The organism is Bradyrhizobium sp. USDA 4341 (assembly GCF_054063755.1).
This window is the reverse complement of the sequence record NZ_JBSSGO010000002.1, coordinates 4,546,861-4,572,450: the sequence shown is the minus strand read 5'-3', so window position 1 is coordinate 4,572,450 and position 25,590 is coordinate 4,546,861. Positions and strand designations below refer to the sequence as shown.

21 protein-coding genes are annotated in these 25,590 nt (G+C 64.4%); 10 read left to right on the top strand and 11 right to left on the bottom strand.

Annotated features, from left to right (window positions below):
- Positions 1 to 26: 26 nt before the first annotated feature.
- From ACVIGB_RS27700 to ACVIGB_RS27675, 6 genes are all read right to left on the bottom strand, one after another.
- Positions 27 to 743 (bottom strand): dihydrofolate reductase family protein, encoded by a 717-nt coding sequence (locus ACVIGB_RS27700; RefSeq protein WP_456720249.1) that lies wholly within the window; start codon positions 741 to 743, stop codon positions 27 to 29.
- 156 nt (positions 744 to 899) lie between these two features.
- Positions 900 to 1,619 (bottom strand): superoxide dismutase, encoded by a 720-nt coding sequence (locus tag ACVIGB_RS27695; RefSeq protein ID WP_456720250.1) that lies wholly within the window; start codon positions 1,617 to 1,619, stop codon positions 900 to 902.
- Between the two features lie 59 nt (positions 1,620 to 1,678).
- Positions 1,679 to 2,014: a hypothetical protein gene (locus ACVIGB_RS27690; RefSeq protein ID WP_456720251.1), complete on the bottom strand. Its 336-nt coding sequence runs from the start codon at positions 2,012 to 2,014 to the stop codon at positions 1,679 to 1,681.
- Between the two features lie 44 nt (positions 2,015 to 2,058).
- Complete coding sequence (locus ACVIGB_RS27685; RefSeq protein ID WP_456720252.1) at positions 2,059 to 2,292, bottom strand: PepSY domain-containing protein; 234 nt, start codon at positions 2,290 to 2,292, stop codon at positions 2,059 to 2,061.
- Between the two features lie 59 nt (positions 2,293 to 2,351).
- Positions 2,352 to 3,743, bottom strand: coding sequence for a chromate efflux transporter (gene chrA / locus ACVIGB_RS27680; protein ID WP_456720253.1), 1,392 nt, complete (start codon positions 3,741 to 3,743; stop codon positions 2,352 to 2,354).
- The gene (locus ACVIGB_RS27675) at positions 3,740 to 4,558 is read right to left on the bottom strand and encodes a chromate resistance protein ChrB domain-containing protein (RefSeq protein ID WP_456720254.1); all 819 of its coding nucleotides are present in this window, start codon (positions 4,556 to 4,558) and stop codon (positions 3,740 to 3,742) included. The genes chrA and ACVIGB_RS27675 overlap by 4 nt, the downstream gene beginning before the upstream one ends.
- A gap of 274 nt (positions 4,559 to 4,832) precedes the next feature.
- Between ACVIGB_RS27675 and ACVIGB_RS27670 the strand changes: the two genes are divergently transcribed.
- From ACVIGB_RS27670 to ACVIGB_RS27660, 3 genes are all read left to right on the top strand, one after another.
- Positions 4,833 to 5,111: a metal/formaldehyde-sensitive transcriptional repressor gene (locus tag ACVIGB_RS27670; RefSeq protein WP_092126226.1), complete on the top strand. Its 279-nt coding sequence runs from the start codon at positions 4,833 to 4,835 to the stop codon at positions 5,109 to 5,111.
- Positions 5,112 to 5,116: 5 nt separating this feature from the next.
- A complete protein-coding gene (locus tag ACVIGB_RS27665) occupies positions 5,117 to 6,202 on the top strand; it encodes a nickel/cobalt efflux transporter (RefSeq protein ID WP_456720255.1) in 1,086 nt (361 codons plus the stop codon).
- A gap of 123 nt (positions 6,203 to 6,325) precedes the next feature.
- Entirely contained in the window at positions 6,326 to 7,420 is a 1,095-nt protein-coding gene (locus ACVIGB_RS27660) for a Cj0069 family protein (RefSeq protein WP_456720256.1), read from the top strand.
- A gap of 680 nt (positions 7,421 to 8,100) precedes the next feature.
- Here ACVIGB_RS27660 and maiA read toward each other — a convergent pair.
- The 3 genes from maiA to metF form a co-directional block, all read right to left on the bottom strand.
- Positions 8,101 to 8,760, bottom strand: coding sequence for a maleylacetoacetate isomerase (gene maiA / locus ACVIGB_RS27655; RefSeq protein ID WP_456720257.1), 660 nt, complete (start codon positions 8,758 to 8,760; stop codon positions 8,101 to 8,103).
- Between the two features lie 168 nt (positions 8,761 to 8,928).
- Positions 8,929 to 12,783: a methionine synthase gene (gene metH, locus ACVIGB_RS27650; protein ID WP_456720258.1), complete on the bottom strand. Its 3,855-nt coding sequence runs from the start codon at positions 12,781 to 12,783 to the stop codon at positions 8,929 to 8,931.
- A gap of 14 nt (positions 12,784 to 12,797) precedes the next feature.
- Positions 12,798 to 13,712: a methylenetetrahydrofolate reductase [NAD(P)H] gene (gene metF / locus ACVIGB_RS27645; protein WP_092119088.1), complete on the bottom strand. Its 915-nt coding sequence runs from the start codon at positions 13,710 to 13,712 to the stop codon at positions 12,798 to 12,800.
- Between the two features lie 391 nt (positions 13,713 to 14,103).
- Between metF and ACVIGB_RS27640 the strand changes: the two genes are divergently transcribed.
- Positions 14,104 to 15,123, top strand: coding sequence for an LLM class flavin-dependent oxidoreductase (locus ACVIGB_RS27640; protein ID WP_092119085.1), 1,020 nt, complete (start codon positions 14,104 to 14,106; stop codon positions 15,121 to 15,123).
- 86 nt (positions 15,124 to 15,209) lie between these two features.
- On the opposite strand, the gene ACVIGB_RS27635 is transcribed toward ACVIGB_RS27640, so the two are convergent.
- A complete protein-coding gene (locus ACVIGB_RS27635; RefSeq protein ID WP_456720259.1) occupies positions 15,210 to 16,070 on the bottom strand; it encodes a prephenate dehydratase in 861 nt (286 codons plus the stop codon).
- Between the two features lie 21 nt (positions 16,071 to 16,091).
- A complete protein-coding gene (locus tag ACVIGB_RS27630) occupies positions 16,092 to 16,832 on the bottom strand; it encodes a 3-deoxy-manno-octulosonate cytidylyltransferase (protein WP_456720260.1) in 741 nt (246 codons plus the stop codon).
- 199 nt (positions 16,833 to 17,031) lie between these two features.
- On the opposite strand from ACVIGB_RS27630, the gene ACVIGB_RS27625 reads away from it, so the two are divergent.
- From ACVIGB_RS27625 to ACVIGB_RS27600, 6 genes are all read left to right on the top strand, one after another.
- Complete coding sequence (locus ACVIGB_RS27625) at positions 17,032 to 17,580, top strand: c-type cytochrome (RefSeq protein WP_092119076.1); 549 nt, start codon at positions 17,032 to 17,034, stop codon at positions 17,578 to 17,580.
- A 214-nt stretch (positions 17,581 to 17,794) separates the two neighbouring features.
- Positions 17,795 to 19,699, top strand: coding sequence for an extracellular solute-binding protein (locus tag ACVIGB_RS27620; protein ID WP_456720261.1), 1,905 nt, complete (start codon positions 17,795 to 17,797; stop codon positions 19,697 to 19,699).
- 16 nt (positions 19,700 to 19,715) lie between these two features.
- Positions 19,716 to 21,587, top strand: coding sequence for an extracellular solute-binding protein (locus tag ACVIGB_RS27615; protein ID WP_456720262.1), 1,872 nt, complete (start codon positions 19,716 to 19,718; stop codon positions 21,585 to 21,587).
- A 3-nt stretch (positions 21,588 to 21,590) separates the two neighbouring features.
- Entirely contained in the window at positions 21,591 to 22,700 is a 1,110-nt protein-coding gene (locus ACVIGB_RS27610) for a microcin C ABC transporter permease YejB (protein WP_092119068.1), read from the top strand.
- Positions 22,700 to 23,884: an ABC transporter permease gene (locus ACVIGB_RS27605; protein WP_375786747.1), complete on the top strand. Its 1,185-nt coding sequence runs from the start codon at positions 22,700 to 22,702 to the stop codon at positions 23,882 to 23,884. The genes ACVIGB_RS27610 and ACVIGB_RS27605 overlap by 1 nt, the downstream gene beginning before the upstream one ends.
- 3 nt (positions 23,885 to 23,887) lie before the next feature.
- Positions 23,888 to 25,513, top strand: coding sequence for an ABC transporter ATP-binding protein (locus tag ACVIGB_RS27600; RefSeq protein WP_212314261.1), 1,626 nt, complete (start codon positions 23,888 to 23,890; stop codon positions 25,511 to 25,513).
- The last annotated feature ends 77 nt before the right edge of the window (positions 25,514 to 25,590 follow it).

Here is a 25,590-nt window from a genome sequence, read left to right as displayed (position 1 = left end):
GCGCGAGCAAAACGCTCTCGGATCGCTCAGCCCGGCGTGCGCTCCACCGCGTGACGCAGCCACACCATGCCGCCTTCCAGCGTCTCGCAGTGCGTGAGCCGAAGCGACTGCCCGGCGCCGGGCCGGTCGCCTTCCGGGCCGTGATAGTCGACGATGCTCTGCGATCCCGCGACGCCGTCGACGGCCGGATGGATCAACGTGCTGAACTCGTCGATCAGCCCCTGCTTCAGGAACGCGCCATTGATCCCGCCGCCGCCTTCGAGCAGCAGCGTCTTGGCGCCGAACAGCGCTGCGAGCTGCGTCATTGCGCTCGCCAGATCGTCGCCCTTGCAGCCTGCGAAGATGTAGGACGCGCCGTCCTCGCGCAGCTCGGCGAGATGGCTGTCCGAGACCTGCTCGCCGAGCACCGCAACGGCGTGATCGCCGCCGACATTGTCCTTGCCGAAATGCACGCGGCCCGACGGATCGATGCCGACAGCGAGCTTGCGGCCGTTGCGGTTGCCGAGATGCGGCTCGCGCGGCAGCTTCGGTGGGTTGGCGAACTGCCGCTCGGTTCCCTTGGCCATCTCGTTCATGGTGATGCGGCCGATGATCCATCCATCGGCATTGAAGCCGTCATGGATCCTCTCATAGTGGGAGCGCAGCACGTCGGCCGGGATGCCGGCGGCCGGCTTGGTGAAGCGGCTGGGATGAAGCCGGCCGTCGATCGACGTGCCCATGTGGCAGATGATGTGGGGTCGCATAGACTAACTCGTCGGTGGAGCGGCGCGGTGACAGCGCCGGGGGAGGGGCAAGCTCTGATCTAGAATGGCGGAGGCACGTTCTCAATGCCGATAACGCAGCAGTGTTTGGCAACATGCCCGCCGAATGGAACCGGCAGCGCCGCTCCACGTCTCTCCTCACGTCTCCTTCGCGTATTGCTCGTAAAGCCGGGCTGCATTGTCCCAGCGAATGGCCTCCATGTAGACGTCGACATAGCGGGCCGCGGCGGCACCGAAGTCCATGTGATAGGCGTGCTCATACATGTCGAGCACCAGGACCGGACGGCCGCCGGCCAGCGTCGTCGTATGATCCGCGGCCCATTGATTGACCAGCCGCTTGTCGCGGGGCGAGTAGGCGAGGATCACCCACCCCGAACCGCCACCTTCCGCCTTGCCCATCGCCGCGAATTCCGCCCGCCAGCGCTCCATGCTGCCGAAGTCGCGCGCAATCGCCTCGGCGAGCGCTCCGGTCGGTTTGCCGGCGCCGCCGAGTCCATCGAAATAGACTTCATGCAGGATCATCGAGTTTGCCGCGATCAACTCCTCGCGCTTCAGGCCGTTGATCATAAAGTTCGGCGCCTTGGCGAAGTCGAGTTCGGCAAGCTGCGTGCCGATGGCGTTCAGCCGCTTCACCGCGCCGACGTAATTGTTCTCGTAGTGGCTGACGAGAATTTTCTCCGAGATGCCGCTGATCGATTTTGGGTCGAACGACATCGGTTTTGCCTGATAGGACATGGCCCTGGTTCCTGTCTGCTGGTTGGTTTCGGCAGCGGCTTGGTTGGCGCCCAGCACGACTGCCGATGCGGTGGCCGCGCCAACCGCTGTGATGAAGTTTCGGCGCTCGGTGTTGATGGTCATGGGTCCTCCTGATGTTGAGCAATGCCGGTACGTTTGGATCTAAGGCGCAAAAGTTCGCGCTATTCCTTCGTGAGCCCGACGATGGTCCGGAATCCGGCGATGCTCTGCACCGAGAACGCGACGGGGTCGCCGAAGCGAACGGCGTTGAAGAGCAGGCCGTCCTGGACCTTGAACGGCTCTGTTCTGTCCGGAGACAGGCGTATCCTGATCGTGTCGTTGCGTTCATCGATGCTATCGACGACGCCGTGCAGGGTCTGGGTTGCCGGCGGCTGGACCGTCGCCGCCTCGGCCAACGCCACGACGGCTTGCTGCGGCTCGCTGTCGTCGGTTGGCGTCGAGAGAGCCATTGCAGGCCAAAGCAGGGCGACGCACAGGACCAAGGTTGATTTGGGCATGACCGTTCCTCGTTCAGTTCGATTGTGGTGGTTTCGCCAGGACCTCAGTCCTGCTCCTTGACCTGACCGCTGCTGTCGATCACGAGCCGCACCGGCTTGCCGTTCTTCATCGCCTTCGCCGTAATGCCCTCGGCCGTCGATTTGACGTCGCTGATGTCAGCGTAGCCGGCGGCCCGAAGCTTCGCGACAAGCTCGTCCCGCGTCAGGGCGTTAGCGGGCATCGCGCCGGCCGCGATCGCAAGCGCGAGGATCAAATGCGAGAGGGTCGCTTTCTGCATGGTTGCTCTCCTGGTTGTGTCGGGCTGCCCCAGGTCTCTCGTGACGCGTGCCGCTCGGCTCAGATGAGGCCTGCAAGGCGCAGCAGCACGCCCGTGATGCAGGACGCTGCGAGGACGCTGAGCATCCCCACATTGAAACGGAAGATCGCAATCGCTGCGGCTGCCGACAGCGCAAGCGCAGCCCAGTCGACGCTAGTAGGCACCGGCGCGTCGAACGACAGGCCGAGCCCGTGCACCGGGAAGGTCTGCCGAAACAGCGTATGCAGCGCGAACCAGATCGACAGGTTGAGGATCACGCCGACCACGGCCGCGGTGATCGCCGAAAGCGCGCCCGCCAGCACCTTGTTGCCGCGCAGCGCTTCGATGTAGGGCGCGCCGACGAAGATCCACAGGAAGCACGGTGTGAACGTCACCCATGTCGCCAGCAACCCGCCGAGCGTGGCGGCTAGCATCGGCGACAGGCCGCTTGCCTCGCGGAACGCGGCCATGAAGCCCACGAACTGAACCACCATGATGAGCGGGCCGGGCGTGGTCTCGGCCATGCCGAGCCCGTCCAGCATCTCGCGCGGACTGACCCAGTGATAATATTCGGCGGCCTGCTGTGCGACATAGGCGAGCACGGCGTAGGCCCCGCCGAACGTCACCATTGCCATCTTGCTGAAGAAGATTGCGATCTGGGTGAACACGTCGCCGGGTCCCAGGGCAACGAGCAGCGCGAACACCGGAACCAGCCAGAGCGCGAGCCAGACGGCGCCGACACGCAAGGTGCGGGAGGCGTTGGGACGGACATGATCAGGCACCGCTTCGCCCAGCATGCTGTCGATCACGGCGGAATTTTTCCCGCCATGTTCGACGGCGGCAAATTCGCTCCGGCCCAGGCGTGCGCCGATCAGTCCTGTGACGGCGGCAGCGCCGATGATCAGCGGAAACGGCACGGCGAAGAAAAAGATCGCGACAAAGGCGATGGCCGCGAGCGCGATCATCACCCGGTTGCGCAGCGCGCGTTTGCCGACCCGCACGACAGCCTGGATGACAATGGCAAGCACCGCGGCCTTGAGGCCAAAGAACAGGGCCTCCACAAACCCCACATTGCCGTACGCTGCGTAGACATAGCTGAGGCCCATGATGGCGAAGATGCCGGGCAGGATGAACAATCCGCCCGCCACGATGCCCCCAAGCGTCCGGTGCAGCAACCAGCCGATATAGGTCGCGAGCTGCTGCGCTTCCGGTCCCGGCAGCAGCATGCAGTAGTTGAGGGCGTGCAGGAAACGCCCTTCCGAGATCCAGTTCTTCTCCTCGACCAGAATGCGATGCATCACCGCGATCTGGCCGGCCGGTCCGCCGAAGCTCAGGATGGCGACACGCATCCAGACGAGCAGCGCCTCGTGAAATGAGATGCCGTGCGCGTGCTCCTGTCCGCGCGCCCTTGATGTTGTTGCGAAGTCCGTCATGGCTTCACCTTGCTGGTCGGCCAGTTGTGTGTCTCCCGCGTCGCGTCGCGGCACCAGCGATAGAAGGCGTCGTAGAGCAGCATGCCGGCGCTCAGTTGTTCGAGGTCGTCGTCGAACATGCGCGACAGGCCGAGCGAAGCGGCGAGCAGCCCCGGCGACTCCGGCGAAAGATCGAGCCGCGCGGTATCGGCTGCGCGCACCATCGTCGCGAGCCGCTCCAGTGCAGGCGTCGACAGGCCGAACTCCCTGACCATCACGTCGAAGGTGCAGAGCTCGCCGCGATGGCTCCAGAACACGTTCTCGATGTCGAATGGCGTGGCGTCGAAGCGTTCGGCGACGGCCTCGACTTCCGCTGATGTGACGAACAGGAACACGGCCGCGGGATCGACAAAGCGGCGGATCAGCCACGGGCAGGCGATACGGTCGATTTTCGGCCGCGATCGCGTCACCCAGACGGTGCGGCCGCGCCCGTCGCGTTTCGGAATCTTGTCGACAGGAACGGTCGGGAGTTCCGCGGCCTTCCACGCGAGGTGGCCGCCCTCGAGAACTTCGGCAGCAATGTTGCCGCACCGGAGCCAGGCGGCGGTGCCTTCGCTGAGCTTCTGTCCCTTCTGGCAAATCACGACCACGGACTGGCCGGAAAGGCGGGAAGCCCAGTCCTGGACATCGAGATGGGAGTGCCTGATGGCGCCAGGGATCAAGCGCGGATCGGCGGCGAAATCCTCATCGAGGCGAACGTCGACGAGCGTCGGCGCTTTGGCCGTACCGATGAGACGAGACAGTTTTTCTGATGAGATCGATGTGTATGACGACATGGTGCGTCCTTGGTGAACAGGACGCGATTCTTGGGCATGTCGCCTCGCGGGGAGATCGCACATCCCCGTGGCTTCAATAAAAGACGAATGCGCGTTGGTGTCAACGGCTCAGCCGGATGGACGGATCACCAAGAATTCACCGTCGACGACGGGAACGTGTCGGCGCCGTAATCCGGGTCACGGCATCCCGTCTGCCAGCAGCATCCTGGAAGCCCCAGGCCGACAACGCGAAAGCGTTGTTGACCGATATAGGGTACCCCCCTATATTATGGCCATGTCGCACACGATCAAGCACAAATCCAAGCTCGTCGGCCGGGTTCGCCGCATCAAGGGTCAGCTCGACGCCGTCGAGCGGGCGCTGGAGTCCGAGATAGGCTGTGCCGACGTGTTGATGCTGGTGGCCTCGGTTCGTGGCGCCATCAACGGTCTCACCGCGGAACTGCTCGAGGATCATATCCGCCATCACGTGGTGGATCCGGCCCGGGAGAAGGATCCCGAGAGAGCGCAGGGCGCCGCCGACCTGATCGACGTCGTTCGTACCTATTTGAAGTGAAGCACATGACCGATCTGTCCCAGCTGCTCCAGCAGAGCAGCGCGCATGCATGGCTGTTCATCCCCAGTGCGATCCTGCTTGGCGCGCTGCATGGTCTCGAGCCCGGCCACTCCAAGACGATGATGGCGGCCTTCATCGTCGCCATCCGCGGCACGGTGGTGCAGGCGGTGCTGCTCGGCCTGTCGGCCACGATCTCGCACACCGCCATCGTCTGGATCGTCGCGCTGGCGGGGCTTCACTTCGGCCAGCAATGGTCCGGCGAACGCAGCGAAGCCTGGCTGCAACTGGCCTCGGCGGCGATCATCATTTCGATCGCAGCCTGGATGGCCTGGCGCACCTGGCGCGAGCAGAATTCGGAACACGACCATCATCACGATCATGACCATGATCACCATCATCACGACGAAACGCGCCAATTGACCCTGGCCGGGCAACCGCTGTCGCTCGAAGTCTTCGAGGACGGCGTGCCGCCGCGCTGGCGGTTGCGAAGCGAGGCCGGGGCACTTCCGGCAGCCGGCGAAGTTGATGTAGTGACGATCCGTCCCGACGGCAGCGAGCAGCAGTTTCGCTTCGCCGCGCGGGACGGCTATTTGGAAAGCATCGATGAAATTCCGGAGCCGCATGCCTTCAAGGCGCGCGTGTCGGTACGGGCGGATATTGCGGAAATCCTGTTCGAGGAGCATGACCATGCGCATATGGATCTCGGCGACGCCGACGATGCGCATGCGCGCGCGCACGCTGCCGACATCCGCAAGCGCTTTGCCGGACGGACCGTCACGACGTGGCAGATCATTCTGTTCGGCCTGACCGGCGGGCTCATTCCGTGTCCGGCGGCGATCACCGTGCTGCTGCTCTGCCTTCAGCTCAAGCAGTTCAGCCTCGGCTTCGTGCTGGTGCTCTGCTTCGGCATCGGGCTTGCGATCACCATGGTCTCGGTCGGTGTCGCGGCGGCGCTCAGTCTCCGTCATGTAGAGCGTCATTGGGGCGGCTTCAGCCGCTTCGCCCAACGCGCCCCCTACGTGTCGGCCGCGCTGATCGTGCTCGTCGGCCTCTACACGGGCTGGCTGGGGTTGCACGGGATCACGGCCTGATCCCACTTCGATCTTGAAACCTGCGCGAGGTGGTCTAGAGTTCCTGCCAAGGGGACAAGGCAGACTCCCCGTGAGACCTCGGTCCAAGCTCTGCGCGACACTCAACCGTCGTGGAGCTTTCACATGGACGCCGAACCACACGCATCCCGTCGTTCCAAAATCGCCATCCTGTGGCGTGGCGATGCCGCGTCGCGCCGGGAGGCGACCCCACAAAACAGCCGTTTCGTTCGCGTCTTCGAAGCGCTTGCCGCTTCCGGCATCGACGCTTTTCCCGTCGTCTATGACGAGGCCGTCGCCGATCTTGTCCGCGACCAATTGCTGACTGCGGACGGCGTTCTCGTCTGGGTCGATCCGATCCATCAGGGCAAGACACGCGCGGCGCTCGATCCGCTGCTGCGCGAGGTCGCGATGAAACGTCCGTGGGTCAGCGCACATCCCGAAATCATCCTCAAGATGGGCGTCAAGGAGGTGCTCTTCCGGACGCGTCATCTGGGCTGGGGCGCCGACACGCATCGATACGCCACCGCAGACGCCTTCCGCGCCGAATTCCCATCGCGCCTTCGCGCGGCCGGGCCACGCGTGCTCAAGCAGAACCGTGGCAATGGCGGGCAAGGCGTCTGGAAGGTCGAAGCCTTGAAGGTGGAAGGTTTGCCGAATGCGGACGCGACCGTCCGCGTGCTTCACGCACTGCGCGGCAGCCGGCCCGAGGAGCTGTCGCTGGACGCTTTCATGGCGCGCTGCGAGCCGTATTTCGGTTGGGGCGGCTGCATCATCGATCAGGCATTCCAGCCGCGGCTGCCCGAGGGCATGATCCGTTGCTATGTCAGCGGATCGAAGGTCGCGGGTTTCGGACACCAGCTGATCAAGGCCTTGATCCCGCCGCCGCCGGAAGGCCCGGATTCACCGGAAGCTCAACCCGGACCGCGCATCATGCACGGTCCTGATGCCGCACAATTCCAGACGTTGCGGCGGCTGATGGAAGACGAATGGATTCCGGGGTTGATGGCGGCGCTGGCGATCGATGCAGCGTCGCTGCCGGTGATCTGGGATGCGGACTTCCTCTACGGTCCGCGCGATGCCGATGGCGCCGATACCTATGTGCTCTGCGAGATCAACGCGAGTTCGTGCTTTGCGATTCCCGAAGAGGCGCCGGCGGCGATCGCACGGACGGTCGGCGAGCGTGTTCGTCGGCATCTGGAGAGCGATGCAGGCCGGTAGGGCAGGCGCGCCAATCTCTCTCGTCATTCCCCGGTGCGCAATTGCGCACCTGAGGGCGACGCGCAGCGTTTGCGAAGTTGCGTCCCCACTCAGACTGTCATCGCCCGGCTCGACCGGGCGATCCAGTACACCGCGGCTTTTCTGCTCAAGCACTGGCGCCTCTGGAATACTGGATCAGCCGCTTGCGCGGGTGATGACACCGCGCTGCTTGACATCTTGAAATGCGATCCATCCTCACCGTCGTCCCGGCGAAGGCCGGGACCCATAACCACCGCCGCAAATAGTTATGCAATGCTGGAACGACGAGTGCCATCCACAACATCCGCTGCGGCGTATGGGTCCCGGCCTTCGCCGGGACGACGCCTGGAGGGCGCCGTGGCATCCCGGCCAAGCACTGGCGCCTCTGGAATACTGGATCACCCGCTTGCGCGGGTGATGACACCGACTGCCTGGTTGCTTGACCACCGAATCCGAAACAATCCGTCGTCCCGGGCAAGCGCAGCGCGACCCGGGACCCATAACCACCGATGGTCATTGTTGCGCAACGCTGGAGCCACAGCTCGCTTCAACGACAATGCCCTGTGGTTATGGGTCCCTACTTTCGCAGGGACGACGGTGGGGAGAGGATCGTGCACACGTTTGCGCCTCTGCCTATGCTTCGCAGCGCTTCCGTTCGCGCACTACTTCACCCGCATCGCCTCGGGCGTATCCGGCTGCGCGGAGGGATGTGCCTTGGCGAACGCCGGCAGCGCCATGGCGGTGTCGTGGATGCGTTTCACGGTCGGCCAGGGCGACAGGCTGATCTGCTGGTTGATCGCCGCGGTGACATGGCCGACCAGGCAGATATCGGCGAGGGTCGGCGCATCGCCGTGACAGAACTGCCCGGTTGCGTTGTGGCCGGCGAGGTGGCCCTCGAGCGCCGCCAGCGTCTCGATCGTCCAGTGCCGCCGCCACGCGTTCTGCTGGCTGTCGCGCAGATCGAGCTCGCGGTCGAGATAGCGGCGCACCCGTGGCGTCAGCAGCGGATGGCCCTCGCAGGCGACGATCAGCGCAAGCCCGCGCACCCGGGCGCGGCCGAGCGCATCTGGTGGCAGCAGCGGCGGGCTCGGGTAGGTCTCGTCGAGATAGTCGATGATCGCGAGCGACTGGAACAGCACCGTGCCATCGTCGGTCACCAGCGCCGGCAGCGCCATCTGCGGATTGATCTTGCGATAGGCATCAGTGCGATGCGCGTCCGCATCGATGTCGACGAACACGACCTCCGCCGGTACGCCCTTCAGATTGAGCGCAATTCGTACCCGAAAGCTCGCCAGCGATCGCCAGAAGGAGAAGAATTGCATGGGGAAATTCTCACTGTGCCAAACGACGCGGCCCGTAGCCCGGATGAAGCGCAAGCGTAATCCGGGATCGGTCGTCGTTCCGTCGCAGTCTATCCCGGATTGCGCTTCGCTGCATCCGGGCTACGGGCACGCTTCCCTTCTCCCACGAGGAGAGAAGGGAAGAAAGAGCTACCCCGCACCCACCTTCTTCTTCCGCCAGGCAAGGTGCACCGCGCAGGTGCAGCCCTGCGGATGCGAGGCCAGTTCCTCGTCGTTGGCGGGCGTCGCGGCGGGCGCGATCGCCTGGCCCTTGGCGCCGTCCTGCGAGGGGATGTAGTTCAGCACCGGCGCGAGCCAGCGCTCGATCTCAGCGACCGTCATGGCCTTGCGCGCGGCATAGTCCTCGACCTGATCGCGCTCGATCTTGCCGACGCCGAAATAGAAACTTTCGGGGTGCGAGAAATACAGCCCCGAAACCGACGAACCCGGCCACATCGCGTAGTTCTCGGTCAGCTTCACGCCGGACGTGTTCTCGGCATCGAGCAGCGCGAACAGCGTCCGCTTCTCGGTGTGGTCGGGCTGCGCCGGATAGCCGGGCGCGGGGCGGATGCCGTTGTACTTCTCGAGGATCAATTCGTCCGGCGACGAGGCCTCGTCGGGCGCGTAGCCCCAGAACTCCTTGCGCACGCGCTGGTGCATGCGCTCGGCGAAGGCTTCCGCCAGACGATCGGCCAGCGCCTTGCACAGGATCGAGGAGTAATCGTCATTGGCGTTCTTGAAGCTGTCGGCGACCGCATCCTCGCCGATCCCCGCCGTGACGACGAAGCCGCCGATATAGTCGGGCACGCCGGCTTCCTTTGGTGCGACGAAGTCGGACAGCGCGGCGTTGAAGCGGCCCTCGCGCTTCTCGAGCTGCTGGCGCAGCGTATGGAAGGTCGCGATCTTCTGCTTCCGCGTCTCGTCGGCATAGACCTCGATGTCGTCGCCGACCGCGTTCGCCGGCCAGAAGCCGATGGTGGCCCGCGCAGTGAACCACTTCTCCTGGATGATCGTGCCGAGCATCTTGCGCGCGTCGGCATAGAGTGAGCGGGCGACCTCGCCGACCTTGGGGTCGTCGAGGATCGCCGGGAAGCGGCCGGTCAATTCCCAGGTCTGGAAGAACGGGGTCCAGTCGATGTAGTCGGCCAGCTCGGCGAGATCGTAGGCGTCAAAGCTCTTCAGCCCGAAGAACGCCGGCTTCTTCGGCGGCGCTGCCGCAAAGTCGATCGCGACCTTGTTGGCGCGGGCGTCGTTGAGCTTCAGCCGCTTCTTGTCGGCCTGGGCGCGGAAATGCGCCGTCGAGATTTTTGCGTATTCGGCGCGCACCTCGGCGGCATAGGCCTGCTTCTTCTCGGCCGACAGCAGCGAGGAGGCGACGCCGACCGCGCGGCTCGCGTCATTGACATGCACGACCGGGCCGCCCGGATAGTTCGGGTCGATCTTCACGGCGGTATGCACGCGGCTCGTGGTGGCGCCGCCGATCAGGAGCGGCACGTTCATGCCCTGCCGTTGCAGTTCGCCGGCGAGGAAGCTCATCTCGTCGAGCGAGGGCGTGATCAGCCCGGACAGGCCGATGATGTCGGCGCCCTCGGCCTTCGCGGTCTCGATGATCTTGCTGGCGGGCACCATGACGCCGAGGTCGATCACCTCGAAATTGTTGCACTGGAGCACGATGCCGACGATGTTCTTGCCGATGTCGTGGACGTCGCCCTTCACCGTCGCGAGCACGATCTTGCCCGCGGCGTTGCGGCCGCCGGTGATGCCATTGGCGAGGTTGCGCGCCTTCTCCTCCTCCATGAACGGCATCAGATAGGCGACCGCCTGCTTCATCACGCGCGCCGACTTCACGACCTGCGGCAGGAACATCTTGCCGTCGCCGAAGAGGTCGCCGACCACATTCATGCCGGCCATCAGCGGCCCCTCGATGACGTCGAGCGGACGGGACGTGTTCTGGCGCGCGGCCTCGGTGTCAGCCTCGATGAACTCGGTGATGCCGTGCACCAGCGCGTGCGACAGCCGCTTCTCGACCGGCCATTCGCGCCAGGCGAGATCCTGCTCCTTGGTCTGCTTCTCCTTGCCACGGAATTTCTCGGCAAGCGCCAGCAGCCGCTCGGATGCGCCCGGATCGCGGTTGAGGATCACGTCCTCGCAGGTCTGGCGCAGCTCGGGGTCGATGTCGTCATAGACGATCATCTGCCCGGCATTGACGATGCCCATGTCCATGCCGGCATGGATGGCGTGATACAGGAACACCGAGTGCATCGCCTCGCGCACCGGCTCGTTGCCGCGGAACGAGAACGACAGGTTGGAGACGCCGCCGGAGATGTGGGCGCCGGGCAGGTTCTGGCGGATCCAGCGCGTCGCCTCGATGAAGTCGACGCCGTAATTGTTGTGCTCCTCGAGCCCGGTCGCGATCGCGAAGATGTTCGGATCGAAGATGATGTCCTCGGGCGGGAAGTCGAGCCGGTTGACCAGAAGGTCGTAGGCACGCTTGCAGATCTCGGTCTTGCGCGCGAACGTGTCGGCCTGGCCGGTCTCGTCGAACGCCATCACCACCACGGCGGCGCCGTGACGTTTGGCGACGGTCGCCTCGTGCAGGAACTTCTCCTCGCCTTCCTTCATCGAGATCGAGTTCACGATCGGTTTGCCCTGAATGCATTTCAGGCCGGCCTCGATGACGTGGAATTTCGAGGAGTCGACCATCACGGGCACCCGCGCGATGTCGGGCTCGGCGGCGACGAGGTTGAGGAACGTCACCATCGCCGCTTCGGAGTCGAGCAGGCCCTCGTCCATGTTGACGTCGATGACCTGGGCGCCGTTCTCGACCTGGTCGCGCGCGACCTGAAGCGCGGCGGTGTAGTCGCCCGCGGTGATCAGCTTGCGGAAGCGCGCCGAGCCAGTGACGTTGGTGCGTTCGCCGACGTTCACGAACGGAATTGCGTCGGTCAGCGTGAACGGCTCGAGGCCGGAGAGCTTGAGCCGCGGTTCGATCTCGGGCACGACGCGCGGCTTGTGCGGGGCGACGGCCCTGGCGATCGCGGCGATATGGTCGGGCGTGGTGCCGCAGCAGCCGCCGACGATGTTGACGAGGCCGGCGGCGGCGAATTCGCCGATCAGCCGCGCCATGTAGTCCGGCGTCTCGTCATACTGGCCGAACTCGTTGGGCAGCCCGGCGTTGGGGTAAGCGCAGACCAGCGTGTCGGCGACGCGGCCGATATCGGCGATGTGCGCGCGCAGATCCTCGGCGCCGAGTGCGCAGTTGAAGCCGATCGTGATCGGCTTGGCGTGCCGCACCGAATGCCAGAACGCCTCCGGCAACTGGCCGGAGAGCAGCCGGCCGGACTTGTCGGTGATGGTGCCGGAAATCATCACGGGCACGTCGATGCCGCGCTCCGCGATGAGCTCGGCGATCGCGTACAGCGCCGCCTTGGCGTTCAGCGTGTCGAAGATGGTCTCGACCAGCAGCAGATCGGCGCCGCCATCGAGCAGGCCCTTGGCCTGTTCGCCATAGGCCTTGCGCAGATCGTCGAAGGTCACCGCGCGATAGCCGGGATTGGAGACGTCAGGCGAGATCGAGGCGGTGCGGTTGGTCGGGCCAAGCGCGCCGGCGACGAAGCGCGGCTTGCCGTCCTCGGCGCTCACCCGCTCCGCGGCCGCACGCGCGAGCCGCGCGCCCTGCAGGTTGAGCTCATAGGCGAGGTCCGACATGTCGTAGTCGGCCTGCGCGATCGAGGTCGAGGAGAAGGTATTGGTCGCGACGATGTCGGCACCGGCACGCAGGTAGGCGGCGTGGATGTCCGTGATCGCCTCAGCCTGCGTCAGGATCAGGAGATCGTTGTTGCCCTTGATGTCGCGGTGGAAGTCCTTGAAGCGTTCGCCGCGGAAGGCGGCTTCGTCGAACTGCAAGCCCTGGATCATCGTGCCCATGGCGCCGTCGAGCACCAGGATGCGCTCGCGGGCAGCCGCGAGCAAAGCGTTACGCTTGGGAGAAACGGGAACGGACATCGATTGCTTTCTGGTCAGGCAGCTTTTTGGGCACCGGTCGGCCGGATGCCGAGCAGGTGGCTGATCGCGAACACGAGGTCCGCGCGGTTCATGGTGTAGAAGTGGAAGGTGTCGACGCCGTGCTTGAACAGCTTCTGCACCTGGCCGGCGGCGACGGTGGCGGCGACCAGCTTGCGGGTCTCGGCGTCATTGTCGAGGCCCTCGAACTTCTCGGCGAGCCAGTCCGGCACGCTGGTGCCGGCGCGGGTGACGAAATTGCGGGCCTGCTTGAAATTGTGCATCGGCATGATGCCGGGCACGATCGGAATCTCGATGCCGCGTGCGCGCACCCGATCGACATAGCGATGGTAGAGGTCGTTGTCGAAGAACACCTGGGTGATCGCGCGCGTCGCGCCGGCGTCGACCTTGGCCTTCAGCGTGTCGATGTCGGCGTCGAAGTCGGCGGCTTCCGGATGCTTCTCCGGATAGGCGGACACCGAGATCTCGATGTCGGCGTGGCGCTTCTTGATGGCGGCGACCAGCTCGGCGGAGCTTTGATAGCCGTCGGGATGGGTGAAGTAGGGTGTGCCGATGCCGCCAGGCGGATCGCCGCGCAGCGCCACGATGTGGCGGACACCGACCTCATGGTAGCGGTCGACGATCTCGTCGATCTCGCCGCGCGAGGCGCTGACGCAGGTCAGATGTGCGGCCGGCAGCAGATCGGTCTCGCGCAGGATGCGGCTGATGGTGGAGTGGGTGCGCTCGCGGGTCGAGCCGCCGGCGCCGTAGGTGACCGAGACGAAGTTCGGCGTCAGCGGCGCCAGGCGATTGATGGTCTCCCACAGACTACGCTCCATCTCCTCGGTCTTCGGCGGGAAGAACTCGAAGGAGATTTTCGGCGTTTTCGGCGCGCGCTGCCCGTTCGGCAGGGAGGAAATAGTCTCGGTCATGATACGCAAGGGCTCCGCAACTGGAGGGCAGACGTCCGGCCTGGATATGGAGGCCCTAAGATAGGCGAAACCGGTGGGCCGAAACAGCCCATCGGATATGGGAAATTGCCCATTGATGACGATGATGCGCTCAAAATGAGCGGTCGAGAACGAGTGGTGGGCTCCGCCTTCAATTGGCGAACAGCGGAATTAATTCATTGAATTATATTAATAAAAACGTGATTGCGGAATCGGTTGGATGCCCGAATCGGCCGTGGGCAGAGCCGCGTGTCGACGAATCTTCGCATTTCGTCCCAAGAGTCGCGATGAGCCGCGCCGACTTTCCGGTGCGGGACTGGTCTGCGCAGCCGGCGTCTTTGTCGCCTCGTGGCGCCACATTAGGTTGTCGGCCATGATCCCGCTCTCCGTCCTCGACCTGTCCGTCGTCACGTCAGGCACCAAGCCCGCCGCTGCGCTCCGCAACAGCATCGATCTGGCGCGCCATGTCGATGGTCTCGGCTACGTCAGATACTGGCTCGCCGAGCACCACAACCTCGCCTCCGTCGCGAGCCCGGCGCCCGATCTGATGATCGGGCAGATCGCGGCGGTGACGCAGCATATCCGCGTCGGCTCCGGCGGCGTGATGCTGCCCAACCACGCGCCGCTGGTGGTCGCCGAGCGCTTCAAGATGCTGGAGGCGCTGTTTCCCGGCCGCATCGATCTCGGCCTCGGCCGCGCGCCCGGCACCGATGGCGCCACTGCCTACGCACTGCGCAGCCGGCTCGATCGCCGCGAGGGCGACGATTTCCTCGAGCGGCTGCATGAGCTGATCTTGTGGGAGACGCGCGATTTCCCGGCCGGCCATCCCTACAACAATGTGGTGGCGATGCCGGATGATTCGCCGCTGCCGCCGATCTGGCTGCTCGGCTCGAGCGACTATTCGGCCGAGCTCGCCGCGCAGGTCGGGATGGGCTTTGCGTTCGCGCATCATTTTGCCACTCACGACGCAATTGCGGCGATGACGAATTATCGCGCGCATTTCAAGCCCTCGGGCTGGCGTACGGCGCCGCAGTCGATCCTGGCGGTCGCGGCCGTTGCGGCGGAGACCGATGCGGAAGCCGAGCGGCTTGCGATGTCGATGGATCTCAACCGGCTGCGCCGCGATCGCGGCCAGTATCTGCCGCTGCCCAGCGTCGAGGAGGCAGAGGCCTATCCCTACACCGACGCCGAGCGCGCCTCGATCGCGCGCAACCGCGTACGCTTCTTCGTCGGCAGCCCCGCAACCGTGATGACGAAGCTGCAGCCGCTGATCGCGGCGACCCAGGCGGACGAGCTGATGGTGATCACCGCGGTCTACGATCACGCGGCGCGGAAGAAATCCTACAGCCTGCTCGCGGAGGCGTTCGGGCTGCAGAAGAGGATTGCTGCTTGATGCTGTCGTTCCGGGGCACGCGAAGCGTGAACCCGGAACCTCGAGATTCCGGGTTCGATGCTACGCATCGCCCCGGAATGACGGAATCATTCCCGCGTTTCGCTGAAGGTCGCGCGGAACGGATGGCCGGGATAGACGCCGACGATGCGGAATTCGCGTGAGAAGAATTTCAATTCCTCCAGCGCGAAGGCGAGTCCACGGTCGTCAGGATGACCGTCGACATCGGCATAGAATTGCGTGGCGAAGAAATTGCCGTCGACCATGTAGCTTTCGAGCTTGGTCATGTTGACGCCGTTGGTGGCGAAGCCGCCCATCGCCTTGTAGAGCGCGGCGGGCAAATTGCGCACCCGGAAAACAAAACTGGTGACCAGCAGCCCGGAGCCCTGCGCAGCCCATTTGGCCTCGCGCGCCAGCACCACGAAGCGGGTGGTGTTGTGGGCCTCGTCCTCGATGTCCTCGGCGAGAATGTCGAGGCCATAGATATCGGCGGCGAGGCGCGAGGCGATCGCCGCCACGCTCTTGTCGCCGCGCTCGGAAATATCGCGGGCGCTGCCGGCGGTGTCGCCGGCGACGATCGGCCGGACGCCGAGCTTGCGGATGATGCGCCGGCACTGGCCGAGCGCATGGACGTGGCTCTCCACGCTCTTGATGTCGGCGAGCTTGGTGCCCTTGACCGCCATCAGCTGGTGGCGGATCGGCAAGAACCATTCGCCGACGATGAACAGGCCCGAGGCGGGCAAGAGATGATGGATGTCGGCGACGCGGCCGGCGACCGAATTCTCGATCGGGATCATGCCGAGGTCGGCATCGCCCGAGGAAATCGCGGCCAGCGCGTCCTCGAAGGTCGGGCAGGGCATCGGCTCGGCGTCGGGATAGGCCTCGGCGATCGCGATATGAGAATTGGCGCCAGGCTCGCCCTGGAACGCGATTTTCAGCTTCTTGGTCATGGGTGGCCTTTTAGCAGCGGCTTAGGCTTTTGCCAGTATCCGCCGGGCGGTTTCGAGGTCGGCCGGGGTGTCGACGCCGCGGGGCACGGTGTCGACGATGGTGATGTCGATCCGCATCCCGGCCTCCAGCGCCCGCAGCTGCTCGAGCTTCTCCTGCTGCTCCAGCGGCGAGGGCGGCAGCCGCACGAACCGCTCCAGGGCGGCCCGACGGTATGCATAGAGGCCGATATGGTGGTAGCGCGGTCCGTCGCCGTAGGGCGCCGTGGCGCGGGTGAAATACAGCGCGCGCAACCGGTTCGCGCCGATCGGGGAGCCGACTGCCTTGACGACGCTGGGGGCCCGATCCTCCTCCTCGGTATGGATGCGCGAGGCCAGCGTCGAGATGTCGACGGTGGGGTCGGCGAGCGGCGGCATCACGCTCCGGATGGTCTCGGGCGTGATGGTCGGGAAATCGCCCTGCAGATTGACCACGATCTCGGCAGCGCCGTCCGGGTCGAGGATCGTCATCGCTTCATAAATCCGGTCCGAGCCGGAGGGATGGTCGGGGCGGGTCATCACCACCTCGCCGCCCGCAGCCTTCACTGCGGCTGCGATCTCGGGCGAGTCGGTCGCGACCGCGACCCGGCCGATCCCGGCCGCCTCGGCCCGTCGCAGCACATGGACGATCATCGGCGCGCCCGCGATATCGAGCAGCGGTTTGCCGGGAAGGCGCGTGGCGGCCATGCGGGCCGGAATCAGCACCAAGGTTCGGGGTTGGGTCATTCGTGTCGGGGCCCGTCCGGCCTGCGGAAATTGGCGGGGAGGAGGTTGAATTCGGCGCGTTTATACGGGTTGCCAGAGCGCGGGCAAACCGATATCTCAACCCTGCTTGGGGCGGTGCGATAAGGCCGATTCCCAGGTCTTTCCCCGCGGCCGTATTCCCGGCCTGAAGTCGACATTCAAGGCCCGGAGCCTGACCGAAATGGACTCCTTCGAACTCAACAAAATCCTCGGTGCGGTTCTCGGCACCTGCATCGTCGTCCTGGTGATGAGCTTTGCTGCCAGCGCGAAATTCGCGCCGAAGCTGCCGGAGAAGCCGGGTTTTGAGATCGCGGTGAAGGAAGAGTCCCATGGCGGTGGTGGCGAGGCCGCTGCGGCCGCCTCCGAGCCGATCGAGAAGCTGCTGCAGACCGCTTCCGCCGAGAAGGGCGCAGCCGCCGCCAAGAAGTGCCAGGCCTGCCATACCTTTGAGAAGGGCGGCCCCAACCGCGTCGGTCCGAACCTGTTCGGTATCGTCGGCGAGAAGAAGGGCGAGGGCCGTGGCTTCAATTTCTCGGCCGCGATGAAGGGCAAGGGCGGCGACTGGTCCTTCGACGACCTGAACAAGTTCCTGACCAACCCGAAGGGCTTCGTCCCCGGCACCGCGATGGGCTTCGCCGGCGTGCCGAAGGACAGCGAGCGCGCCGACATCATCGCCTATCTGAATTCGAACTCGGAGCATCCGGCTCCGCTCCCGACCGCTTCGAAGTAACGAATTGCTTCGCGCAAGCATGCGGATGAAACGGCCAGGCACTGCCTGGCCGTTTTCGCATGGGGAATCCGCTGTCGCGGGGTTGTTATCGGGACGTTTCGCCGCACCGATATTGTTCCCGGGCGATTATCATGAGGAAAAAGCAACGTAATTTGTCGAACCGTTGCCTTATATTGGGTCCCATGTAACCGGGGCCGCAAGCAGGAAACCGAATTTGGCGATCACCCGACGACACCTCCTTCAAGGCAGCGCATTGGCGGCACTCGCTCCGGCGCTCGGACTGAACTCCGGCCTGTCGGCGATCACGCCGGCACTCGCCGACGATGCCCCCAACGGGCTGAAATGGCGCCACGGCCTCTCCACCTACGGCGAAATCAAGTACCCGGCCGACTTCAAGCGTTACGATTACGTCAAGCCGGACGCGCCGAAGGGCGGCGTGGTGCGGCTGTTCCAGCCCGGCACCTATGACAGCTTCAACCTGGTCGTTGCGGGATTGAAGGGCACGGTCGCCGCGGCGGTCACCCGCATTTACGACTCTCTGATGGAAGCCTCGCTCGACGAGCCCGATACCTATTACGGCGAACTCGCCGAGGGCGCAGCCTTCCCCGACGATTTCTCCTACGTGATCTACCGCCTCCGTCCCGGGTCGCACTGGCACGACGGCAAGCCGGTCACGCCTGAAGACGTGATCTTCTCCTTCGAGGCGCTGAAGGCGAACAGCCCGATGTTCAGCGCTTACTACCGGCATATCGCAAAGGCCGAGAAGATCGGCGATCGCGACGTCAAGTTCACCTTCGACAGCCCTGGCAACCGCGAGCTGCCGATGATCACCGGTCAGCTCGTCATCCTGCCCAAACATTGGTGGGAGGGCACCGACGCGCAGGGCAAGAAGCGTGACATCACCGCGAGCACGCTGGAGCCGCCGCTTGGGTCCGGCCCGTACAAGATCAAGGAATTCGTCGCCGGACGATCGGTCGTGCTCGAGCGCGTCAAGGATTACTGGGGCAAGGACATTCCGATTGCGATCGGGCAGAACAATTTCGACGAACTGCGCTACGAGTATTTCCGCGACGACACGGTCGCGCGCGAGGCGTTGAAGGCCGACCAGTTCGATTGGTACAACGAGCGCAGCGCCAAGGAATGGGCGTCGGCCTACGACGTTCCGCCGGTGCGCGAGAACCGGCTGCTCAAGGAGCTCTTCACCGTCCGCAATCAGGGCCGGATGCAGGGCTGGGTGTTCAACCTGAGGCGCCCGAAATTCGCGGACCCCAGGCTGCGCCGGGCCTTCAACTACGCGTTCGATTTCGAAGAGATGAACCGCGTGCTCTCGACCGGCGAGTACCATCGCGATTCAAGCTATTTCGACGGCATCCCCGATCTGATGGCGACCGGCCTGCCGGAGGGCAAGGAGCTCGAGCTCCTGGAGACGGTGCGTGACAAGGTGCCGCCGGAACTCTTCACGACGCCCTACACGAACCCGGTCGGCGGCACACCGGAAAACGTCCGCGCCAATCTGCGCGAGGCGACGCGGCTGCTGAAGGAAGCCGGCTTCGAGATCCGCGATCGCAAGCTGGTCGATTCCTCGGGCCAGCCGTTTACGGTCGAGATCCTCGGCAACAGCGGCGATTCCGGCATGGAGCGGATCACGCTGTTCTACAAGCCGAGCCTGGAGCGCCTCGGCATCACCGTCAATCTGCGCGCCGTCGACACCGTGCAGTATCAGAACCGGGTACGCGATTTCGATTTCGAGATGGTCACCCAGGTGTGGGGACAGTCGATCTCGCCCGGCAACGAACAGCGCGACAATTTCGGCTCGCAGGCTGCCGACCGGGCGGGCTCGAACAATCTTCCCGGCATCAAGAATCCGGCCGTCGATGCCATCATCGAGCGCATCATCTTCGCCAACAGCCGCGCCGATCAGATCGCCGCCGCCAAGGCGCTGGACCGGGTTCTACTCTGGAACTTCTATTGCGTTCCACACTTCAACTACGACAAGCAGCGCTATGTCTATTGGGATCGCTTCAGCCATCCCGATCCGCTGCCGAAATACGCGGTTTCAGGATTTCCAAATCTCTGGTGGTACGACGTCGACAAGGCAGCCAAGCTCAAGCGTTCATAAGCTCAAGGATCCGCGCATGGCGCTATTCTCCCGTCGGCACGCACTCGGTCTCGGCATCGGTGCGTTGAGTGCCGCAGGCCTGCGGACTGCACCGGCAGTGGCCGACAACGGAACCGAGATGCACGGCATGTCGGTGTTCGGCGACCTGAAATATCCCGCGGATTTCCAGCAGTTCGACTATGTCAATGTGAGGGCGCCGAAGGGCGGTGTGTTTTCGACGATTCCTTCGACACGTGCCTACAACCAGTCCTTCTATACGTTCAGCTCGTTCAACGCATTCATCCTCAAGGGCGAAGGCGCGAAGGGCATGGAGCTGACCTTTGACTCGTTGATGGCGCGCGCGGCGGACGAGCCTGATGCGATGTACGGCCTGGCCGCAAGATCGGTCTCAATTTCTCCCGACAAGCTCACATACCGCTTCACGATGCGGCCCGAGGCCCGCTTTCATGACGGCTCGAAACTGACTGCGCAGGATGTCGCTTTCTCGCTCAACACGCTGAAGGAGAAGGGACATCCGTTGATCGTGGTGCAACTGCGCGATTTCGTGAAGGCCGAGGCGCCCGACGACGGCACCGTGATTGTGACCTTCGCGCCAAACCGCGCGCGCGATGTGCCGCTTTATGTTGCGGGCCTGCCGATCTTCTCGAAGACCTATTATGCGAATCGGCAGTTCGAGGAGTCCACGCTGGAAGTGCCGCTTGGCTCCGGGCCGTACAAGGTCGGCCGGTTCGAGGCCAATCGCTACGTCGAATACGACCGCGTCAAGGACTGGTGGGGCGCCGATCTTCCGGTCAATCGCGGCAGCTACAATTTCGATACCGTGCGCTACGAATTCTATCGTGATCGCGACGTCGCGTTCGAAGGCTTCACCGGCAAGAACTATCTGTTTCGCGAGGAATTCACCGCCCGGGTCTGGGCGACGCGGTATGATTTCCCGGCACTCAAGGACGGACGGGTCAAGCGCGAGACATTGCCGGACGAGACACCGTCCGGTGGGCAGGGCTGGTTCATCAACACCCGTCTCGACAAGTTCAAGGACCCGCGTGTCCGCGAAGCGTTGATCTATGCCTTCGATTTCGAATGGACCAACAAGACCATTATGTACGGCGCTTACGCGCGCAGCGTCTCGCCGTTCCAGAATTCGGACATGGTGGCTAGTGGGCTACCTTCGCCCGAGGAACTGAAGCTGCTCGAACCATTCCGCGGCCAAGTGCCGGATGAGGTGTTCGGCGAGCCGTTCGTGCCCCCGGTGTCGGATGGATCGGGACAGGACCGCACGCTGCTGCGAAAGGCGACGCAACTGCTCAACGAGGCGGGATGCGTCGTCAAGGATGGCAAGCGGCGATTGCCCAACGGCGAGCAGCTTACGATCGAGTTCCTGCTCGATGAGCCGACGTTCCAGCCGCATCATGCCAGCTTCATCAAGAATCTCAACCCGCTTGGGATTGATGCGAATATCCGGCAGATCGACGCCGTGCAGTATCGCGCGCGCGTCGAGGCTTTCGATTTCGAGGTGACGACCGAGCGTATGTCCATGTCAGCGACGCCGGGCGACAGTCTGCGGCCTTACTTCTCGTCCCAGGCTGCGGCCACCAAAGGCTCCTACAATCTGGCGGGCGTTGCCAACCCGGCAATCGACGCATTGACCGAAAAGGCCATCGCTGCCGAGACGCGGGCGGACTTGACCTTTGCTTGCCGCGCCCTCGACCGCGTCTTTCGCGCCGGCCGTTACTGGGTGCCGCAATGGTACCGCAACACGCATCCGATCGCCTATTGGGATCAGTTCGGCCATACCGAGAAGCTGGCAAAATATACCCAGGGCGTCGGTGCGCCGGAGAATTGGTGGTACGATGCCGCCAAGGCCGCGAAGCTCGAGCAGGCGAAGTAGCCGATGAGCGCCTATATCGCCCGACGTATCTTCCTGATGCTGCCGACGCTGCTCGGCATCCTGTTCGTCTCCTTCGTGGTCGTGCAGTTTGCTCCCGGCGGTCCGGTCGAGCGCGTCATCGCGCAGATCAACGGCGCCGACACCGGCGGCACCTCGCGGGTGTCGGGTGGCGGCGGTGATTTCGGCGCGCAGCGCGGCCAGGGCGCGGGAGCGGCCGGCGCCGTCAACTCGAAATATCGCGGCGCGCAGGGGCTTGATCCTGATTTCATCAAGAAGCTCGAGGTGCAGTTCGGCTTCGACAAGCCGGCGCCCGAGCGGTTCGCGCTGATGGTTTGGAATTTCGCGCGGTTCGACTTCGGCCAGAGCTATTTCCGCAGTGTCAGCGTGCTCCAGCTGATCAAGGAGAAGCTGCCGGTCTCGATGTCGCTCGGCATCTGGATGACGCTGCTGACCTATCTGATCTCGATCCCGCTCGGCATCCGCAAGGCGGTGAAGGACGGGTCGCGGTTCGACACCTGGACCTCGGCCGTGATCATCATCGGTTTTGCGATTCCGGGCTTCCTGTTCGCGATCCTGTTGATCGTGCTGTTTGCCGGCGGCTCGTTCCTCAATATCTTCCCGTTGCGCGGCCTCACCTCGGACGGCTGGGCGCAATTCCCCTGGTACTGGAAGATCATCGACTATTTCTGGCACCTGACGCTGCCGCTGGTGTCGATGGCGCTCGGCGCCTTCGCGACGATGACCTTGCTCACCAAGAACTCGTTCCTCGACGAGATCCGCAAGCAATATGTGATGACCGCGCGCGCCAAGGGCTGCAGCGAGCGTCAGGTGCTGTATGGCCACATCTTCCGCAACGCGATGCTGATCGTGATCGCGGGCTTCCCGGGCGCGTTCATCCACGCCTTCTTCTCGGGCTCGCTGCTGATCGAGACCATCTTCTCGCTCGACGGGCTCGGCCTGCTCGGCTTCGAGAGCGTCCTGAACCGCGACTATCCGGTGGTGTTCGGAACGCTGTTCATCTTCTCGCTGGTCGGACTGGTGGTCAATCTGATCTCCGATCTTGCCTATATGTGGATCGATCCGCGGATCGACTTCGAAGCGCGGGAGGTCTGATGACGATGCTCGCGCCCCAGCCGGTCGAGACCACGACGCAATCGCCGATGGGCGAGGCGGTGCCCGCCACCCGCCACGCCTTCGCGCCGTCGCCGCTCAACCAGCGGCGCTGGCAGAACTTCAAGGCGAACCGCCGCGGCTACTGGTCGTTCTGGATATTCCTCGTTCTGTTCGTGCTGTCGCTGTTCGCCAATTTCATTGCCAACGACAAGCCGCTGGTCGTCAAATATGACGGCCGCCTCTACTGGCCGGTGGTGTTCACCTACGCCGAGACCACTTTCGGCGGCGACTTCGAGACGGCGGCCGACTATCGCGATCCCTATCTACAGAAGCAGATCGCCGCCAAGGGCGGCAGCATGATCTGGCCGCCGATCCGCTATTCCTACGACAGCCGCAACCTCGACCCGCCGACGGCGGTGCCGTCGAAGCCGACCTGGCTCCTGACCGAAAAGCAGTGCGCGGATGTGGTGAAGCGAAAGGGGCTGACCGGCTGCCGCGACCTCGAATACAATTGGCTCGGTACCGACGATCAGGGCCGCGACGTCGTCGCACGATTGATCTACGGCTTCCGCATCTCGGTGCTGTTCGGCCTGACGCTGACCATCCTGTCCTCGATCATCGGCATCGCCGCCGGCGGCGTGCAGGGCTATTTCGGCGGCTGGATCGATCTCGGCTTCCAGCGCTTCATCGAGATCTGGACCGCGATCCCCTCGCTCTATCTGCTGCTGATCATCTCGGCGGTGCTGCCGCCGGGCTTCTTCATCCTGCTCGGCATCCTCCTGTTGTTCTCATGGGTCTCGCTGGTCGGCCTGGTGCGGGCCGAATTCCTGCGCGGCCGCAACTTCGAATACATCCAGGCGGCGCGCGCGCTCGGTGTCTCCAATCGCGTGATCATGTTCCGCCATCTGCTGCCGAACGCGATGGTCGCGACCATGACGTTCCTGCCCTTCATCGTCTCGTCCTCGGTGATGACGCTGACGGCGCTGGATTTCCTCGGTTTCGGCTTGCCGCCCGGTTCGCCCTCGCTCGGTGAATTGCTGTCGCAGGGCAAGGCCAATGTGCAGGCGCCGTGGCTCGGTCTCACCGGCTTCTTCTCGGTCGCGATCATGCTGTCGCTGCTGATCTTCATCGGCGAAGCCGCGCGCGACGCCTTCGATCCGCGCAAGACGTTCTCGAAGGGCTGACGCATGGACGCGACCAACCAGCCTCTGCTCGACGTCAGCGACCTCTCGGTCGCCTTCGGCCGCTCGCTTGCGGTCGATCGCGTCTCTTTCTCGATCAAGCGCGGCGAATGCACGGCGCTGGTCGGCGAGTCCGGCTCGGGAAAATCGGTCAGCGCGCTCTCGGTACTGAGGCTGCTGCCCTATCCGGCGGCGTCGCATCCCTCCGGAGCGATCCGCTTCAAGGGCCGCGATCTCCTGGGATCGTCGGAACGCGAGATGCGCGGGATTCGTGGCAACGACATCTCGATCATCTTCCAGGAGCCGATGACCTCGCTCAATCCGCTCCACACCATCGAATCCCAGATCGGCGAGATCCTGTCGCTGCACAGCGGCATCAGCGGTGCGGCGGCGCGGGCGCGGACGCTGGAGTTGCTGGGCCAGGTCGGCATCCCCGAGCCGGAGACGCGGCTCAAGAGCTATCCGCATCAACTGTCCGGCGGCCAGCGCCAGCGCGTGATGATCGCGATGGCGCTTGCCAACGAGCCCGATCTGCTGATCGCGGACGAACCGACCACGGCGCTCGACGTCACGGTGCAGGCGCAGATCCTCGCCTTGCTGGCCGAGATCCGCGCGCGGCTCGGCATGAGCCTGTTGTTCATCACCCACGACCTCGGCATCGTCCGCCGCATCGCCGACACCGTCTGTGTGATGAACAACGGCAAGATCGTTGAACAGGGCCCGGTCGAGCAGGTCTTCACCGCGCCGAAGCACGCCTATACGAAGGCGCTGCTGGCGGCCGAGCCGAAGCCCGATCCGGCGCCGCCGCAGCCGGATGCGCCGGTCGTGATGTCGGCGGACAATCTCAAGGTCTGGTTTCCGATCAAGCGCGGGCTGATGCGCTCGACCGTCGGCCACATCAAGGCGGTCGATGGCGTCAGCCTTGCGGTGCGCAAGGGCGAGACGCTCGGCGTCGTCGGCGAATCCGGCTCCGGCAAGACCACGCTCGGGCTCGCGCTGCTCCGGCTGATTTCGTCCGATGGCCCGATCGTGTTCCTCGGCAAGGACATCCAGGGCCTGCGCTTCAAGCAGATGCTGCCGTTCCGCCGCGACATGCAGATCGTGTTCCAGGACCCGTTCGGCTCGCTCAGCCCGCGCATGTCGGTCGCCGACATCATCGCCGAGGGGCTCGAGGTGCACCAGAAGCAGCTGTCGCGCGAGGAGCGCGAGGCGCGGGTGATCAAGGCACTCAAGGACGTCGGCCTCGATCCCGACTGGCGCTTCCGCTATCCGCACGAATTCTCCGGCGGCCAGCGCCAGCGCATCTCGATCGCGCGCGCAGTCGTGCTGGAGCCGAACTTCGTCGTGCTGGACGAGCCGACCAGTGCGCTCGACATGCTGCTCCAGGCCCAGATGGTCGATCTGTTGCGCGATCTGCAGCGCAAGCGCGACCTCACCTACATGTTCATCTCGCACGATCTGCGCGTGGTGGCCTCGCTCGCGAGCCACCTGATCGTGATGAAATCCGGCAAGGTCGAGGAGGAGGGGCCGGCCTCCGAGCTGTTCAAGAACCCGAAGAGCGACTACACCCGCGCGCTGTTCGCCGCCGCGTTCCGCATCGAAGCGGCCGGCGAGGGCACGGTGGCGACGTAGCCATTACGCGTCATTCCGGGGCGCGCGAAGCGCGAGCCCGGAATCCATCGACCCGCACGTTCGGTGGATGAATGGAT